Origin of the sequence: Streptosporangium sp. NPDC049376, assembly GCF_044466505.1 — a bacterium.
Lineage (GTDB): Bacteria > Actinomycetota > Actinomycetes > Streptosporangiales > Streptosporangiaceae > Streptosporangium.
This window is the reverse complement of record NZ_JBITMT010000001.1, coordinates 1,005,110-1,019,965: the sequence shown is the minus strand read 5'-3', so window position 1 is coordinate 1,019,965 and position 14,856 is coordinate 1,005,110. Positions and strand designations below refer to the sequence as shown.

15 protein-coding genes are annotated in these 14,856 nt (G+C 68.0%); 14 read left to right on the top strand and 1 reads right to left on the bottom strand.

What is annotated here, in order from left to right:
• The first annotated feature begins 3 nt into the window (after positions 1 to 3).
• The 14 genes from ACIBVQ_RS04595 (at position 4) to ACIBVQ_RS04530 (ending at position 12,778) form a co-directional block, all read left to right on the top strand.
• A complete protein-coding gene (locus ACIBVQ_RS04595; RefSeq protein ID WP_399175584.1) occupies positions 4 to 3,417 on the top strand; it encodes a phage tail tape measure protein in 3,414 nt (1,137 codons plus the stop codon).
• 30 nt (positions 3,418 to 3,447) lie between these two features.
• Positions 3,448 to 3,705 carry a hypothetical protein gene (locus ACIBVQ_RS04590; protein WP_399175582.1) on the top strand — a complete coding sequence of 86 codons (258 nt, stop codon included), beginning with the start codon at positions 3,448 to 3,450 and terminating at the stop codon, positions 3,703 to 3,705.
• On the top strand, positions 3,702 to 4,118 hold the full coding sequence (locus ACIBVQ_RS04585; protein WP_399175580.1) for a hypothetical protein: 417 nt from the start codon (positions 3,702 to 3,704) through the stop codon (positions 4,116 to 4,118). Before ACIBVQ_RS04590 ends, ACIBVQ_RS04585 begins: the two co-directional genes overlap by 4 nt.
• A complete protein-coding gene (locus tag ACIBVQ_RS04580) occupies positions 4,118 to 4,561 on the top strand; it encodes a hypothetical protein (RefSeq protein ID WP_399175579.1) in 444 nt (147 codons plus the stop codon). The genes ACIBVQ_RS04585 and ACIBVQ_RS04580 overlap by 1 nt, the downstream gene beginning before the upstream one ends.
• 9 nt (positions 4,562 to 4,570) lie before the next feature.
• Positions 4,571 to 5,089 carry a hypothetical protein gene (locus ACIBVQ_RS04575; RefSeq protein WP_399175577.1) on the top strand — a complete coding sequence of 173 codons (519 nt, stop codon included), beginning with the start codon at positions 4,571 to 4,573 and terminating at the stop codon, positions 5,087 to 5,089.
• 96 nt (positions 5,090 to 5,185) lie between these two features.
• Positions 5,186 to 6,886: a hypothetical protein gene (locus ACIBVQ_RS04570; protein ID WP_399175575.1), complete on the top strand. Its 1,701-nt coding sequence runs from the start codon at positions 5,186 to 5,188 to the stop codon at positions 6,884 to 6,886.
• A 15-nt stretch (positions 6,887 to 6,901) separates the two neighbouring features.
• Positions 6,902 to 8,722 carry a hypothetical protein gene (locus ACIBVQ_RS04565; protein ID WP_399175573.1) on the top strand — a complete coding sequence of 607 codons (1,821 nt, stop codon included), beginning with the start codon at positions 6,902 to 6,904 and terminating at the stop codon, positions 8,720 to 8,722.
• On the top strand, positions 8,719 to 9,144 hold the full coding sequence (locus tag ACIBVQ_RS04560; RefSeq protein WP_399175571.1) for a hypothetical protein: 426 nt from the start codon (positions 8,719 to 8,721) through the stop codon (positions 9,142 to 9,144). Before ACIBVQ_RS04565 ends, ACIBVQ_RS04560 begins: the two co-directional genes overlap by 4 nt.
• Before the next feature lie 317 nt (positions 9,145 to 9,461).
• Positions 9,462 to 9,782, top strand: coding sequence for a hypothetical protein (locus ACIBVQ_RS04555; RefSeq protein ID WP_352009256.1), 321 nt, complete (start codon positions 9,462 to 9,464; stop codon positions 9,780 to 9,782).
• Positions 9,783 to 9,784: 2 nt separating this feature from the next.
• The gene (locus ACIBVQ_RS04550) at positions 9,785 to 10,528 is read left to right on the top strand and encodes an N-acetylmuramoyl-L-alanine amidase (RefSeq protein WP_399175569.1); all 744 of its coding nucleotides are present in this window, start codon (positions 9,785 to 9,787) and stop codon (positions 10,526 to 10,528) included.
• 55 nt (positions 10,529 to 10,583) lie between these two features.
• On the top strand, positions 10,584 to 10,865 hold the full coding sequence (locus tag ACIBVQ_RS04545; protein WP_399175567.1) for a hypothetical protein: 282 nt from the start codon (positions 10,584 to 10,586) through the stop codon (positions 10,863 to 10,865).
• Between the two features lie 174 nt (positions 10,866 to 11,039).
• Positions 11,040 to 11,408, top strand: coding sequence for a hypothetical protein (locus ACIBVQ_RS04540; RefSeq protein ID WP_399175565.1), 369 nt, complete (start codon positions 11,040 to 11,042; stop codon positions 11,406 to 11,408).
• Positions 11,392 to 11,934 (top strand): DUF6879 family protein, encoded by a 543-nt coding sequence (locus ACIBVQ_RS04535; protein ID WP_399175563.1) that lies wholly within the window; start codon positions 11,392 to 11,394, stop codon positions 11,932 to 11,934. Before ACIBVQ_RS04540 ends, ACIBVQ_RS04535 begins: the two co-directional genes overlap by 17 nt.
• 4 nt (positions 11,935 to 11,938) lie before the next feature.
• The gene (locus ACIBVQ_RS04530; protein ID WP_399175561.1) at positions 11,939 to 12,778 is read left to right on the top strand and encodes a helix-turn-helix domain-containing protein; all 840 of its coding nucleotides are present in this window, start codon (positions 11,939 to 11,941) and stop codon (positions 12,776 to 12,778) included.
• A 1,066-nt stretch (positions 12,779 to 13,844) separates the two neighbouring features.
• On the opposite strand, the gene ACIBVQ_RS04525 is transcribed toward ACIBVQ_RS04530, so the two are convergent.
• Positions 13,845 to 14,612: a DUF6585 family protein gene (locus ACIBVQ_RS04525; RefSeq protein WP_399175559.1), complete on the bottom strand. Its 768-nt coding sequence runs from the start codon at positions 14,610 to 14,612 to the stop codon at positions 13,845 to 13,847.
• Positions 14,613 to 14,856 lie beyond the last annotated feature (244 nt).

Genomic DNA, 14,856 nt, shown 5'->3' with positions numbered 1-14,856 from the left:
CTCGTGGCTCTGACCGTCGGCGAGCTCGTCGCTTACGCCCAGCTCGACAAGAGCGACTTCACCAGCGGCACCAGGGCTATCGGCCAGGATCTGTCCAAGCTCCAGTCCTCGACCACCAGCTCCATGGCGTCCATGGAGCGGAGCGTCGTCAAGAGCCTCGACGAGATCGAACAGGCGATCCGCGACGGGCTCGACCCCTCCGAGGCGATCCGCGAGCTCGACCGGTTCGAGTCCGCGCTCGACGCCAGTTTCGACGAGATGCTCGACGAAGCCGACCAGTTCGCGGCCGAGCTCGACGCCGCGATCGACGCGGCCTTCGACGAGCTCGACGACGTCGCCCAGGAAGCAGGGAAACGCGCGGGCGATCAGCTCGTCAAGAATCTGCAGGCCGGGGTTCGGGACGTCGACCGCGTCGGCCGCGAAGCCGGGGAGCAGCTCGTCGACGGCCTCGACGACGGCCTCGACGAGGCCCGCAGGGTTGCCCGCCGCCGCGGTGAAGGCGCGGGTGAGGAGTTCGGCGACGGCGCCGAGGGCTCCGGCCGGCCACGCGTCGCCGCCGCTGGGGATGGCTTCATGTCCACCCTGAAGGGTCTCGGGTGGGCGGCCGCGGGCGCCGCGATCGGTGAACTGCTGATGAGCGGCTTCGAGTCGGCGCTCGACGCGGAGGCCGCGAAGGCGAAGTTGGTCGCGCAGCTTGGGGCGACGGGTAAGGAGTCGGAGAAGCTCGGCAAGGCGGCCGGCGCCTTGTACGCGCAGGCGTACGGCGACAGCATGGACGAGGTCGCCGAGGCCCTGGGCGCGGTCGGGTCCACGCTGGTGGATGTCGGCAAGGTCAGCCAGTCCAGCCTGCAGGCCACCACGGCCAAGGCTCTGGACCTGGCGAAGATCTTCGACATCGACGTCAACCGGTCGGTCGCGTCGGTCGGGATCCTCCTCAAGACCGGGATGGCGAAGAACGCCTCCGAGGCGTTCGACCTCATCACCGCCTCCCTGCAGAAGGTCCCGGCTGCGGTCCGCGAGGACCTCCTCGACGCCGCCGACGAATACTCGGTGTTCTTCAAGGGCCTCGGCATCAGCGGCGAGGAGGCTTTCGGCATCCTGGCCAAGGCGGCCGAGGGCGGCACGATTCAGCTCGACAAAGCTGGCGACGCCCTCAAGGAATTCCGCATCCGCAGCGTCGACATGTCGGCCTCCAGCGTCGCGGCCTATAAGACCCTCGGCCTCAACGCCGAGGACATGGCCAAGAAAATCTTGGCCGGTGGCCCCAGCGCGAAGAAGGCTTTCCAGCAGATCCTCGACGGCATCCTCAGCATTCACGACCCGGTGAAGCGGGAGCAGGTCGCGGTCGCCCTTTTCGGCACCCAGTTTGAAGACCTCGGCAACATCGACGCTCTCGCGGCACTCCGCCCGATGTCGAACGCGCTCGATGACGTCGGCGGCGCCGCCAAGAGGGCTGGAGACGCCCTGCACGACACGGCGTCGAATCGCATTGAGGAATTCAAGCGATCCATCTCGCAAAACATCACCGAATTCCTGGGCGGCCAAGTCCTTCCAGCCATTGAAGACTTCGCCGACAAGGTCGGTACCGGGTTCGAGTTTTCCGGCGCCCTGCAGAAAGTTCAGGAATTCGCCTCCCAACTGGGGGAGCTGTGGGACAGCGTCGTCGCCGATGTCCAGGAATGGGTCTCGCAGAATAAGGCCACGATCGACGAGTGGGGCGCGAAGCTCCAGGAGGGAATGTCGGAGGTCGGCTCAGCCGTCAGCGACGCTCTCACCATCGCCAAGGAGTTGTGGGACGAGTACGGCGACGATGTGATCGCCACCGTCACGTGGCTGGTCGACACTTTCCTGTCCATCTGGAATGGCTTCTGGGGAACAGTAAGCGGGGCCCTGAAAATCGCCAAGGGCGTTTTGACCGGCGACATGGACGAAATAAAAGCCGGTCTCCGGAAAATCTGGGACTCCCTGTGGCAGGCAGTGGAAGACCAGGTAAAGCGCAGCATTGACGCGGTGAAATCGTCCGCCTCGAAAGGCTGGGAAGACCTGCGTTCCGACACGGTCGCCGTTTGGAATCGCATGACGAAAGCCATTAATGATGGCGTGCAGGACGCCATCAAGTACGTGCAGAGCCTCCCCAAGAAGATAAATACGACGTTCGCGAATGTCGGCACATGGCTGCTCCAGGCTGGTCGCGACCTGATCCAAGGCATGATCAACGGCGTCCGGGCGAAGGCCGGGGAGCTCGCGGATTCCGCAAGGAACGTCGTGAATTCGGCGGTCACGGCCGCGAAGAACGCACTTGGAATCCATTCCCCGTCCAAGGTTTTCGAGGAAATCGGCCACTGGACCGTCAAGGGTCTCATCGTCGGCCTGACGAAGGAAGGCGAGAACGCCAAGTCGGTCGTCGAGAAGATGGTCGAGGACATCAAGAAGGCCTTCAAGGGTCGCCCAGATGTGATGGACGGTCTGCTCGACTTCGTGAAGGGCGGAAACGACAGTTTGGCCGCCTTGGCGAAGCAGCGGCAGGAGCTGGTCGAGAAGCTGGCGGCGGCGAAGGAGTACGCGAAGACCGTCGCCGGGTCAGCCGAGGAATGGGCGTCGATCACCGGCCTGAAGGCGGAGGACATCACCGGGGCCGGGGACATGGCGTCTCAGCTGCAGAGCAAGGCGTCCGCGATCAACAGTTTCGCCAACGACATTCAGAAGTTGGCGAAACGAGGCTTGAACAAGAAAATCATTCAGGACATCATTGACGCGGGCGTCGAAAAGGGCGCCAGCTTCGCGGAAATGCTGGTCGGGTCGGACGGCTCCGAGATTAAGGCGCTGAATAAAGCGCAGGCGGCCGTGGATAAGGCCAGCAAGAAACTCGGGAAGTCCAGCGCGGACGCCCTGTATGACGTCGGCAAAAAGTCGGGCGAGGGATATCTCAAGGGCTTGCAGGACTCCCTGAAGAAGCTCGACGCCGAGATGGCGAAAATTGCTAAGGCGCTCGTCGCCGCCATCAAGAAAGAGCTGAAAATCAAGTCACCGTCGCAGGTGATGGCGGAGATCGGCGGCTACACGGTCGACGGCCTCATCCAAGGCATCCAGGCCCGTGAAGGCGCTGCTACGGCCACGCTGACAGCGTTGATCACCAAGGCCGTCGCGGGCGCCACCAAGGCCTCCACGCTGGGCGGGGACTCCGTGGCGAAGGCGGCCTCGGCGTCGACCACGAAGATCCCCATCAACTCGGTGGCCGGGTTCAACTCCGGCGACTACGCGGTCGGCAAGGAGGCCGGGGCTGCGACCGGCACCTTCGGCAGCGGCGCTCCGGCCGTGACGGTCAACATGCCGAACGCGACGATCTCCAGCGACGCCGACATTCCGAAGCTGGGCGCGCAGTTCGGGTTCGAGTACCTCAAGCACGCAGGCGTCTGACCTGCTCCCCCATGCACGAAAGGCGGTTCCATGCCCGGAAGTGACGGCGAACTGTCGTTCGCCAAGAAGATCCGAACGTTGCAGTTCGCGACCGGCCGATCCCGACCCGTCCGCCGGGAGGGGCGGGACGAGGCGGGCCGCACGGTCCGGCGGGTGACGGAGCGCACCGACTCCGGCGCCATCACCACCGTCACCAACCGGTCCTCGACCCGGGGCGACCACCAGGACGTCCATGTGCAGGCGCCCCTCGTCACCGGCGCCGCCCGACCTCAGGAGGTGAAAGCGTGACGGACCTGACGATTCAGGAGCGGGCTGCGCGGGCGGCGGCGGAGGCGGAAATGCTGGCCGCGTGCGCCGAGCAGTCCGAGCTCCTGGCCGCCGCGAAGGCGGCGTACGAGGAGAATCCCTGCCCGGAGACGCTGGCCGCGCGCCGCGACGCGATGGGGCGGATGTACGAGTTCAGGGCGTTCTTCCGCACCATCGCGCGGATCCAGACGCTGCGGAGCGAGGCCGCCAAACACCCCGACGGCTCCCCCGAGCGGCAGGCCGCGGAGGCTGAGGCCGCGGTGCTGTGCCGGGCAGTCGGGCAGGCCCCGGACTGGACTCCCCCGCCTCCAACGCCGTCCGGGGGCGGCGATGTGACGGTGGCCGCCCGACCGGTGCGGGGTCGCGGCCAGGCGATGCGCCCTGGAGGTGCCTGATGGCATGGTCCGCGAGCGGGTTGTTCGTGGCGACGCACATCGACCAGTGGGACCCCACGAACCTGGCCATCGACCTCACTGCGGAAGACTCCAAGGTGGCGTTCTGGGGGTCGAGCGTCACCCCGAACTTCGACACCGACACGGCCTACAACACGGCCCCGTGGAACTCCGGGCAGAGCAGCGGCGCCGGGTACACGGCCGGCGGGCCGACGCTGACCGGCACCACGCTGGCCGTCGTCTCCGGGTCGATGCGGTTCGACGCCGACAACGTCCAGCTCGACAACAGCACCATCACGTCCGAGGGCGTCCTGCACTACTGGCCCAACAAGACCAACCGCGCGTTCCTCGCCGTCTGGTTCGGTGCCCCGAAGGAGACCCAGGACGGGACTTTCTTGATCACGTGGCACGCGAACGGGATCGCCGTGCTCGACTGCACCCCGTAGGAGGTCAGCGTGGCAACCGGCACCATCGTCCTGCCCCTCAGCGCCGCGACCCTGCCTGACGGCAGCAGCAGCAACGCGGCCCCGGCCCTCCAACGGGTGAAGTCCTCGGCGGCCGCACCGTCGCCGTACTTCCTGCAGGCCGCGTTCGACGCCACCACCAAAGAACAGATCATGTGGTCGTTCCGGATGCCTGTGGATTACGCGTCCGGGCCCGTCCTGAAAGTCCAGTACAAGATGGCCAGCGCGACCACCGGCAACGTCATCGTCGAAGGCAGGATCGCCGCCGTGTCCGACGGCGACGCGACCGACGTCGACGCGAAAGCCTTCGGCTCCGCGAACAGCTCCTCCGCGATCACGGTCCCGGCCACCGCCGGGTACCTCGACGAGATCACCCTCACCCTCACCAACGCCGACTCGCTGGCCGCTGGGGACTTCGTGATCGTCTACCTCGCCCGCGACGCCGTCTCCGACACCGCGACCGGCGACATGGAAGTCGTCGCCGTCGCCGTCGACTACACCACCATCTGACGGGAGGTCTCTGTGGCGCGGACCTTCACCAGCGGCAGCGGCCTCGTTTGCTCGGTCGGCGACCTGTCCACGCTGACCCTCGCCAACACGACATGGGTGGTCGTGGTCCGGTTCACCGCCACCACCGACGGCTCCCCACTCTGGGTGTCCGGCGACACCATCCCCGGATTCCTGCTCTCCGAAAACGCCCTACTGCTGGTCACGACTTCTGGCGGCCTGTCGGTCCCGTCGTTCAACGTGTCGGCGGGGGACGGTTGGATCCTGTACGCCGCTACCAAAGCGTCCGGGTCAGCCATTCCCCGCTACCACAAGTACGTGTACAGCACGGGTGTCTGGAGCCATAGCGACGGTGACAGCACCGTGCTAGATGGGGCTGCGGCCGGGGGGTCAGCAGTCGTCAACCTCGGCCTCGACATGTCGGGTGATCTTGCTGCCGCCGCGATCATCCGCCGCATCCTCAGCGATAGCGAGATTGAGAACCTCGCACATTCGCTGAACGCCTGGATCTCCGCGGCTCCGTCGGCGATGTGGGTGCTGGACCAATCCACCACCGGGCAGACGGTGGCAGACTGGACCGGGCGAGGATCGAACCAGACGACGCTGACCGGGTCCAGCGTGGCCGCCTCGTCCGCACCGATCGGGTACGGCGCGCAGGTCATCGACACGATCCCGAAGCGCACGATCCCCGCCAACGTGACCCCAGGGGTGTTGTCGGCGCCGTGGACGCTACCTGCCCCGGCCATCTCGGCGGGCCGCACGGTCGCCCCAAGCGTCGTATCGGCGCCGTGGGTGCTCCCCGCCCCCGAGGTGTTCACCATCGGGGACCTCCCGACGCTGGTGGAACCGAACCCCGTCGTGGCCACAGCCACGGTCCCTGCCCCGACGGTGCAGGCGTTCAAAAACGTGAACCTCACCCCGGCGCCGGTCGCGGCCACGGCCACGGTCCCTACGCCGCTGGTGTCGGTGCCGGTCAACCCGGGCGACGATCTCACCGGGCCCGGACAACTCAGCTTCAACGGTTACCGGATCGGCGGCGGCACCTACATCGGCCTCGACACTCTCGACGGCGCCGATATCGCCCTGCCCGGGGTGGACAACGGCAACGTCCCGAACCCGAACGCACACGGATCCCTGCCCGGCCGGAAACTGTCGCAGGCCCGCATCATCACCTTCACCGGCAAGCTGAAAGCCCCCCGGGACATGGTGCAGGAAGTCGCCGAAGGCCTCCGCGACGCCACCCCGATCCTGGAGGGGGACGAGGAGTGGCCGCTCGCCATCCAGGTCCTCGGCACGATCTACGTCGGGGACGGGGCGGTGATCCGCCGGCACGTCGACATCAACCAGCGGTACAGGCTCGGGTTCGCCCCGGTCATCCTCCAGTGGGAGCTGTCCGACCCCCGCCTGTACTCCCGGCAGCTCGTCAGTGCCGTCATCGCCGACGGAACCGTCCAGTCCCTGGCGAACGCGGGGAACGCCCCCACACGCCCGCTGATCCGCATCCCGGGCCCGTCGGACCGGCCGCTCCTGACCGCGGACCGGCTCGACAACCTCGGCCAGATCGCAGAGACCCGGGTGCTGGAGTTCGACCTGCAAGTCGAGGCCGGGGAGACGCTCATCATCGACGTGAAGCGCGGCACCGCGGCGATCGGCGACGACTCCAAGATGAAGTTCCTCACCGGCGCGTCGTTGTCCGTCCCCGACTTCACCCTCAGCCGCGGGTTCACCGACGTCTCCTACCAGACCGTCCCCGGCGGCGCCCCACCAGCCACCGTGCTGTGGCGCCACGCCCACATCTAACCGAGGGGGTGAACGATGGCGATCGCTTCCGTCCGCTCCGTCGCCGCCACCCCCATCCAAGGCGCCTCCAGCACCGCCTCCCGCGGCGAAGTCCGCGTCGGTGACCTGCTGATCGCGTTCCACTCGTCAGACGCTGGCGCGCCCGTCAGCAGCCTGTCGATCGCGGGCGGCGGCGCGTGGCAGACCCTCACCTCAGCGGCAGGGTCCGGCTGGTCCGGGACGAAGATCTACTACAAGACCGCGACCGCGGACGAGCCGGACACGTACACCGTCACCCAAGGCGGCACCGGCCCGGACGTGGTGGTGTTCATCCTGGCCGTCCGCGCCGCGACCTCGACCGGGATCATGGTGGCGCAGCTGCCCGGCACGACGGCGCCCGCGCTGGCCCCGTCAGCAGGATCCGGGCTGGAGATCCGGTACGGCGCAGGCGTCCCGCAGGTCGGCGGCAGCGTGTTCTGGGCGCAGTTGCCCGGGTACGACGGCCTCGACTTGCAGTCCACCGTCTGGATGACCGGCAGCCTCGCCGTACGACAAGCCGTGTCCTCCGCCCCGCTCGACCCGGTGGATATGGCGCCCATCCCGGCGCTCACCGCGTCGCACGCGTTCACCCTGTTTGTGCCGTCGGTGGTGGTGGAACAGCCGGGAACACCGACGTTCCCGGCGTTCACCCCCGGCAAGGGTGTCGCGTTCTGGCGGTTCACCGTCCACGACTTCCTGACCGGCGGATACCGGGGCGACATCACCCCGTCCCAGTGCACGTTCGACCGGCGCATCGCCGCACCCGGCAACTGGACCGGCACGGTGCCGATCCCGAACACGACCGAAGGCCGGCGGATCGACGAGATCATCCCCCGCGACGTGACGGATCTGCGGTCCGGGCCCGGCCGGATCGTCGTGCACTGCTGGCGGCAAGGAGTCCTGTGGGGGATCTACTGGATCCACACCGCGGTGACGGAGCGCTCCGAGCGCGGCACGGTCACCATGCAGTTGCAGGGCACCACGTTGGACGGGTACCTGCACTCCGTCGCCCTGACCGCCGACCTTGCCCTCGAAGGTGACCAGCTCGACGTCGCCCGGCAGCTGGTGCTGCACATGCAGGCGACCCCGGGCAGCGACATCGGGTTGTCCTTGCAGCCGGGTCTGTCCGGGGTGGAACGGGACCTGGACGCACGCGTCGATGACTTCTACGGGCGGATCTTGGAGAACTACGCCAGGTCGACCACGGGGTTCGAGTCTGTCGTCAACCCCCGGGTGGTCGACGGGGCGATCATCCGCAGCATGGAGTTCGGCTCCCCGAAAATCGTGAACCCGGACGGTGAGCACGTGTTTGTCGAGGCTGTCGACGGCGGGGACATCGTCACGTGGCGGGAGCAGCGGTCGGCGCTGCTGGGCGGCACCCGGTACGGGGTCGTCGGCGGCACCCCGCCCGCTACCGACGTCACCCGGAACTCTTCCGCGGTACGGTCCGGCCTGGTCGTCACGCCGCACATCGCGGCTGGGTGGCCGATCGTCGACAAGCGGATCCCCCACCCGACCGCGAGCACGGATCTCGCCACGTTGGACGACTACGCGGCGTACTGGGCGTCCAGGGCTCCGGGGGCTCCGCCGGTGTTCTCCGCCAGTGTGATTCTCGGCACCGGCTCCACCCTCGGCCCAAACAGCTTGGGCGACATGGCCCGGTTCATCCTCCACAACCCGAGGTACCCGCTCACCGCCGAGGGCGGCGCCTCCTTCAACCTCAGGCAGCGGCTGCTGGCCTGGAGCATCACCCCGTCCACCCGCGGAGTCGGCAAGGACAAGGTCGACCTCGTCACCGAGCAGGAGGTAGCCGAGTGAGCCAGCTTCTTGACCCGTACCCGCTGGACCAGACCCGCATCATCAAGGACCTTGAGCGGCGGGTGGAGCAGCTGGAGGCCCTGCTCCGCCGGACGACGGGCACCCCCGTCACCCAGGCGTCCTCGGAGTTCTTCATCCCGGACAGCCCGTCCACTCCAGACGTCCCGACCGGCGGCATCGTCCTGTACTCGTCGTCCGGGGCGGCCTGGTGGCGGTCGGGAACCGGGACAACGAGGCCTCTGACGCCTCCGCAGATCCCGGCGACGTCGAACCCGGCCGCGTTCATCGTGGGGTCCGCCCCGAGCTCCTACAACTCGGGGTGGGGCGGGGACATGCGGGCGGCGCTGCTGGACCTGCACACCACGGTCACCACGCTGATGACCAGGATGCGGGCGACGTCCCCGCCGATCCTGGCGACCTGAGCTGGGGGCGTCCGCGTGAAGGATGCGCTGAGGGATGCGCGGACGCCCCCTTCCATCCGGTGACAGATCTGTCATCGGCCCTTCATGCCATCTGACCTGGCGAAACACGCTCCCAGAGTCGCCTCCGATGACAGATGACAGTTCCTCTCCTGTTATCGCCTTACGTGCGCGCGCACGCGTACGCGTAAGGCGGGAACGCGACGGAACCTGTCATCCGTCATCGGTGCCGCGACAGCCGCACGTTTCCGCACGTCAACCCACCTACCACCGTTGTGACGGATCCGTGCGATCCGTCACCCCTCCAAACGGGAGCCCATGTGACCGAGATCCTGGCCGTCTGCGTGGCACTGGCCACCCTTGCCGGGGGCGCCGCCGTCGTCGTCAAGTTCTTCGGCCTGGTCAAGCGCGTCCACGACTGGCTGGACGACTGGCAGGGAGAGCCCGCCAGGCCAGGGGTTCCGGCCAGGCCGGGCGTGATGGCGCGCCTGGAGCAGATCGAGGCACGCACCGAGGTGATTGAGGCGCAGCTGAAACCGAACGGCGGTCAGTCGACGCGCGATGTCGTCAACCGTGTGGAGGCGAGCGTCCGCCGCGTCGAGCACGCCCTCACCACCCCCGACTTCCCTCCGGAGGTATGACCATGGCCAGGATGCCCGGCGCGCAGTGGCGCCCCATCTCTGTGAACTACACCCGGTACGGCCAGGTCGAGGTGCGTGGCGTGGTGCTGCACATCATGGCGGGCACACTGACCGGGACCGACGCGTGGTTCCGGAACCCTGCCGCGTCCGCGTCGAGCCACTTCGGCACCAGCCGGGCGGGCGAGCTTCGCCAGTGGGTCGACACGAAGGATCGGGCGTGGGCGCAGGGCACCGGCAACCGGTCCTGGATCTCGATCGAGAACGAGGGCCGGGGCGGCGACGTCCTCACCGACGAGCAGCTCGACGCGTGCGCCCGCATCCTCGCCTGGGCCCACCAGGAGCACGGCGTACCACTCCAGGCCACCAACGACCCGAACGGCCGCGGCTTGGGCCACCACGGGATGGGTGGTGCGGCGTGGGGCGGCCACTTGGCCTGTCCCGGCGCGCGAATCGTCGCGCAGAAACGGGAGATCATCGCCCGCGCGAAGCGGCTCCTCGCCGGGCAGGAGGACGGGCCGCCGCCGTGGCCGGGCCGCCTCCTCAAGTACGTCACCGGGGCGCCGCTCATGTCCGGTCAGGATGTCCGCACCTGGCAGGCCGCACTCACCCGAGCAGCCTTCCCTGTGCGGATCGACGGCTACTACGGCGCGAAGAGCCACGCGGCGACGCGTGCGTTCCAGCGGGCCCACCGGCTGGTCGACGACGGCGTTGTCGGGCCCGCGACGTGGCGGGCCGGTGTCCGGTAACTCATCCCACCCCTGGCCGTCACCGCGGCGGCCCTGGCTCCCCTGGAGGAGAACCGTGAACGACCTGATTCTCAGCTGGATTCGTACCGCGGTCCCGGCCGCCGTCGGTTCCCTGATCGCGTGGCTCGCCACCAAGGGCCTCACCCTGGACCCGGCGGAGGCGACCGGCCTGATCCTGGCTGTTGGGGGTGTGTGCGTCACCCTCTACCAGGTGGTCGTCAGCACGTTGCAGCGGCGGTGGCCGATCATCGGCGTCCTGCTCGGCTCCACCCGGGTGCCGACCTACCAGGCGACCGCGCGGGGCACGCACTCGGATCGGCCTCTGCACACCCTGTAGCCGTTTCGGCTCCGTAGGCGTACCGTGGCCTCACCCGTGGCGAAGGGTGGGACGCGAGCCCCCGCTCGTCCTCTTGTGAGGGCGGGCGGGGGCTTTTCGTCGTGTTGGCCGCCGTTGAGCAGCGCCGCGTGGGATGCTCCCGACCATGAGACCTCTACGTTCGGGAGGCGTCACATGAAGATCACGTTCCTCGGCAAGGACCCCGAGAGCCAGGACGACGAATGTCCGAGCCTGTACGACACGGACTCCGGCACCTACCTTGTGCAGGGGTGGCAGACCTCGAACCCGGCTGTTGTGGAAGTGCCGTGTCGACTGATGACCCGCATGGCCAACAGCGGCCAGCTCAGCTCCCCCGGTGACGGCCAGCCCGTCGAGATCGTCCGCACCAGCCAGGACACCTACCTGATCCGTGGACGCCAGGTGACGGACCCCGAGGCGCGTCTCTCCCTGCAGCCGGTCGCGGAGTTCGAGACCGTCATCGAAGTGGCTCTGGGGCTGCGCGACGCGGTTCGGGAGGAGTACGCCGGTGCAGCTGGAGCGTGACGAGTGGCGGGCCCGGTTCGCCAACGTGAAGCACGGCGCGTTCCACCTGGAGCTGCGCGACGTCTACGGCGTCCCCGCTGAGTCGGGCCCCTTCACCCGGTGGTTGGCCGGGATCCCGGAGACAGACGAGGAGATCACGGCCCGCCGAAGCGGGTGGGGGGCGCTCGTGCAGGGCATCACCAGCACGGGCCGCACCGTCCGGCGCGTGAGGGTGGTCACCGAGCCGCACACCGACTACATCCGGTGGGAGCACGAAGGGACCACCTTCAACGTGGAGTTCGGCGAGGACATCCGGTGGCTTCCCCGCCACCAGTTCCCGACCGACCTCGCTCTGCCCGTGGAGGGGCGCGACTGGTGGCTCCTCGACGAGACCTCCATCGTGGTCAACCTGGTCGACGCCGAAGGCCGCGCGGCTGGGATGGAACTCGTCGAGGACCCAGCCGTCGTCGCTGACTGCGTGCGGGTGCGTGACCTGTTGTGGCCTCTGGGGATTCCGCACGCCGACTACAAGCCGGTCACCGCCTGACCTGATGTCCAAGCAGGCTGAGCAGGCCCGGCAAGCGCTCGGCGCCCGCCTCCGTGAGATCCGCAAGGATGCGCACCTCACGGGGCGGGCGCTTGCTGCATTGGCCGGGTGGCACCCGTCCAAAATTACGCAGCTGGAGCTCGGCAAGCGCGGGCCGTCCGAGAAGGACTTGCGCGCTTGGGCCCTGCACTGTGGTGCTGAGGACCAGCTGGCTGACCTGATCGCCACGGTGCGCGGCATCGACTCCGCCTACGTCGAGTGGCGGCGGCAGCTTCGCACGGGCCTCCGGCGCCGTCAGGAGGCGAGCGCGTCGCTGTATGAGCGGGCGGCCCTGCTGCGGATCTACCAACCGGGCGTACCGCCCGCGCTGCTGCAGACGGCCGAGTACGCGGAGGCGGTTCTCCGGTCCCGGCAACGGTTCCGGGACCTGCCTGACGACGTCATGGCGGCGGTCACGGCACGGATGGACCGGCAACGGGTGCTGTACTTCGGGGGGCGCCGGTTTCTCGTGGTCCTGGAGGAGCAGGTGCTCCTCACACGGTTCGGCGACGACAAGGTGATGGCCGGCCAGTTGGACCGTCTGCTGGACGTCATGAGCATGCAGCGGGTCAGTCTCGGCATCATCCCTGCGGCCGGGCCGCGGCTGATCGGGCCGGGCGAAGGGTTCGTGGTCTTCGACAACGAGCTGGTGCGGGTGGAGACGACGAGCGCTCAGTTGACGGTCACGCAGCCTGCGGAGGTCGCCGTGTACGCGCACGCGTTCGCGGCGATGCAGGCGGCAGCGGTGTACGGGGCGGAGGCCCGGGCCCTGGTGGAGGTTGCGCGGGCGAGGCTGTCAATTTAAGTCAACGTCCTTCAGGCTGGGATCCGGGTGGCCGTAGCGTCCTGACCATGGGCGATGACCTCCAGCACCCCCAGAAATTCCACGGCCGTCGGCGCCGTACCCGCGACCTCCCGGAGCCCCCGGCCCCAACCGACCAGAGGTGGCCGGCCATCCACGCTTCGTGGTCCGGGATCGTGACCATCTGGGCCCTGCCCGTTCCCCGTCAGGGGTCTGCGCCGTCGGGTGAGACCCGGTGAGCCGCGCCGACGACCAGGAGAGACTGCGGCTTCTCCTGGGGCCGTACGACGCGTGGCGCTCTTACCGGATCCGCGTCCCCGATGACCTCTCGCAGGTCCCGGGCGTCCGGAAATGTAAGCACTGCGGGCGGCGGATTGTGTCCTCGTCTTCGGCGCTGGGGCGGCTGTGGGTGAGCGCCCGCGCCGTGGCCTCATGTTCGACGTCCCCGGACGGGGGACACGAGCCCGACTGACTCAGACCCCCGGTTTCCTGTCGTCGCTTGCCAGGAGCCGGGCCCGGCGCCCTGCGGGCTCTTCTGGAGGGGAGACCTCGGGGGCGCCTCATGCGGCCCTCCGTGCAGGTGATGCTGCATGGGGGGCCGCACCTTTTTGACCTTTTTGCGCCTGAGTTAAGTGCGGAAAGACCGCTTAACTTTTTCGCGTATAGGTGGAAGACGACCAGGTGATACGATGCGCAGCGCATAGGTGGGTGGGACGTAAGCGCAGGTTAAGAGGATGATCGGAGCCCCTTCCCTTCTCTCACGTCCCCTTTATCCGCCGTGCTCAGAGGCGGTCGGCCGGAGGAAGGATCATGGAAAAAACATCCGGACCGGGCCCGTGCAGGGGATCGGCCGAATAACAGGCCGCCCCAGGCTTGACCCCTTTTGTTGTCCTTCCGGCCGCCAGGAAGGCTCCCGGCGGCCGGAACGTGATCGAGCCCGGCCCGGCCGCGCCCCGGACGAATCGCATCGGCCCGCCCCGGGTGAGGGCTCCGGGGCGGGCCGGAAACCGTCGGCGGGCTCCTGCGAACGCGCCCAGGAAGCCGGTGCCCGCGTGAGGTGTCCGCCGTCCTAGGTGTCCGCCGAAGGCTCCTGCCGGTGGAGTCGATGCCGTTCCACGCCCTCCGCCACGAGAGCCACCAGCACCGCCACATCGGGGATCGTCCTGACCTGACGGGAGATGGCCGGTCTGCCGAAGCCGGTCCAAATACGTAATCGCACTCGTGCACGTTCGAGGCCGGTGATCTCCGACCAGCGTACGAGCCGGTCGCCGTCACGCACGCCCTCGGCGGTGACAGTGATCGGACCGAAGGTGGAGCTGCCTGTTTCGGCGATTTCCATCGCTCTGCGCGGATAGCTGATCTCCGACATGTAGTGCTCGATGGCCGCCGTGAGCTCCTCGTCCCGGGCGTAGGGGGGTCTGGCCAGGTTCAGCTTCCCGCCGTTCTTCAGCATCAGGATGCACCGCTCGACGTCCTGGGAACCGCCGCGTTGGTAGACCCGGGTCGTCCACTTTCGTACGTAGGCCACGTCCTCCCAGGCGATCAGACGCTTCAGGACGGCGTCCCCCGTCGTGAGCAGCAGCCCGTTGGAGCACAGGTACAACCGCCTGCGGGCCTTCAGCCAGAGGGGCGGGACGCAGAGCAGGGCCAGCCCGAGGGCCACGGCACCCATCGCCCTGCCGACATCGTCACCGATCAGAATCCCCGGTGCTCCGAGGAGCGTGAGAACGACGACAATTCCCGCTTCCGCCAGGACCGACTGACGGAAACAGTCAACGATCTCACCCAGGCCGGTCTCATCGACGATCTCGATGATTTTCGGCGGGTAATCCGGCACCAGAATTCGCCTCCCGAAATCATGCCATCGACACTTCCCCTTCTATTTGGCCATGAATTCACCGGGTTCGCGTATTTGGGAGAAAGAAAACGACGCCGTCCCTGTGGCCTGGGCGCCCAGGTGCCGCTCGTGGCCCGCTCGGACGAGAACGAAAATCCAGGTGACCGGACAGGAGAAGCCCCAGGAATGACGAATCCGTGAACACCGCGGGCCCGGAGCCCTTTACGGACGCCCAATCGCATTG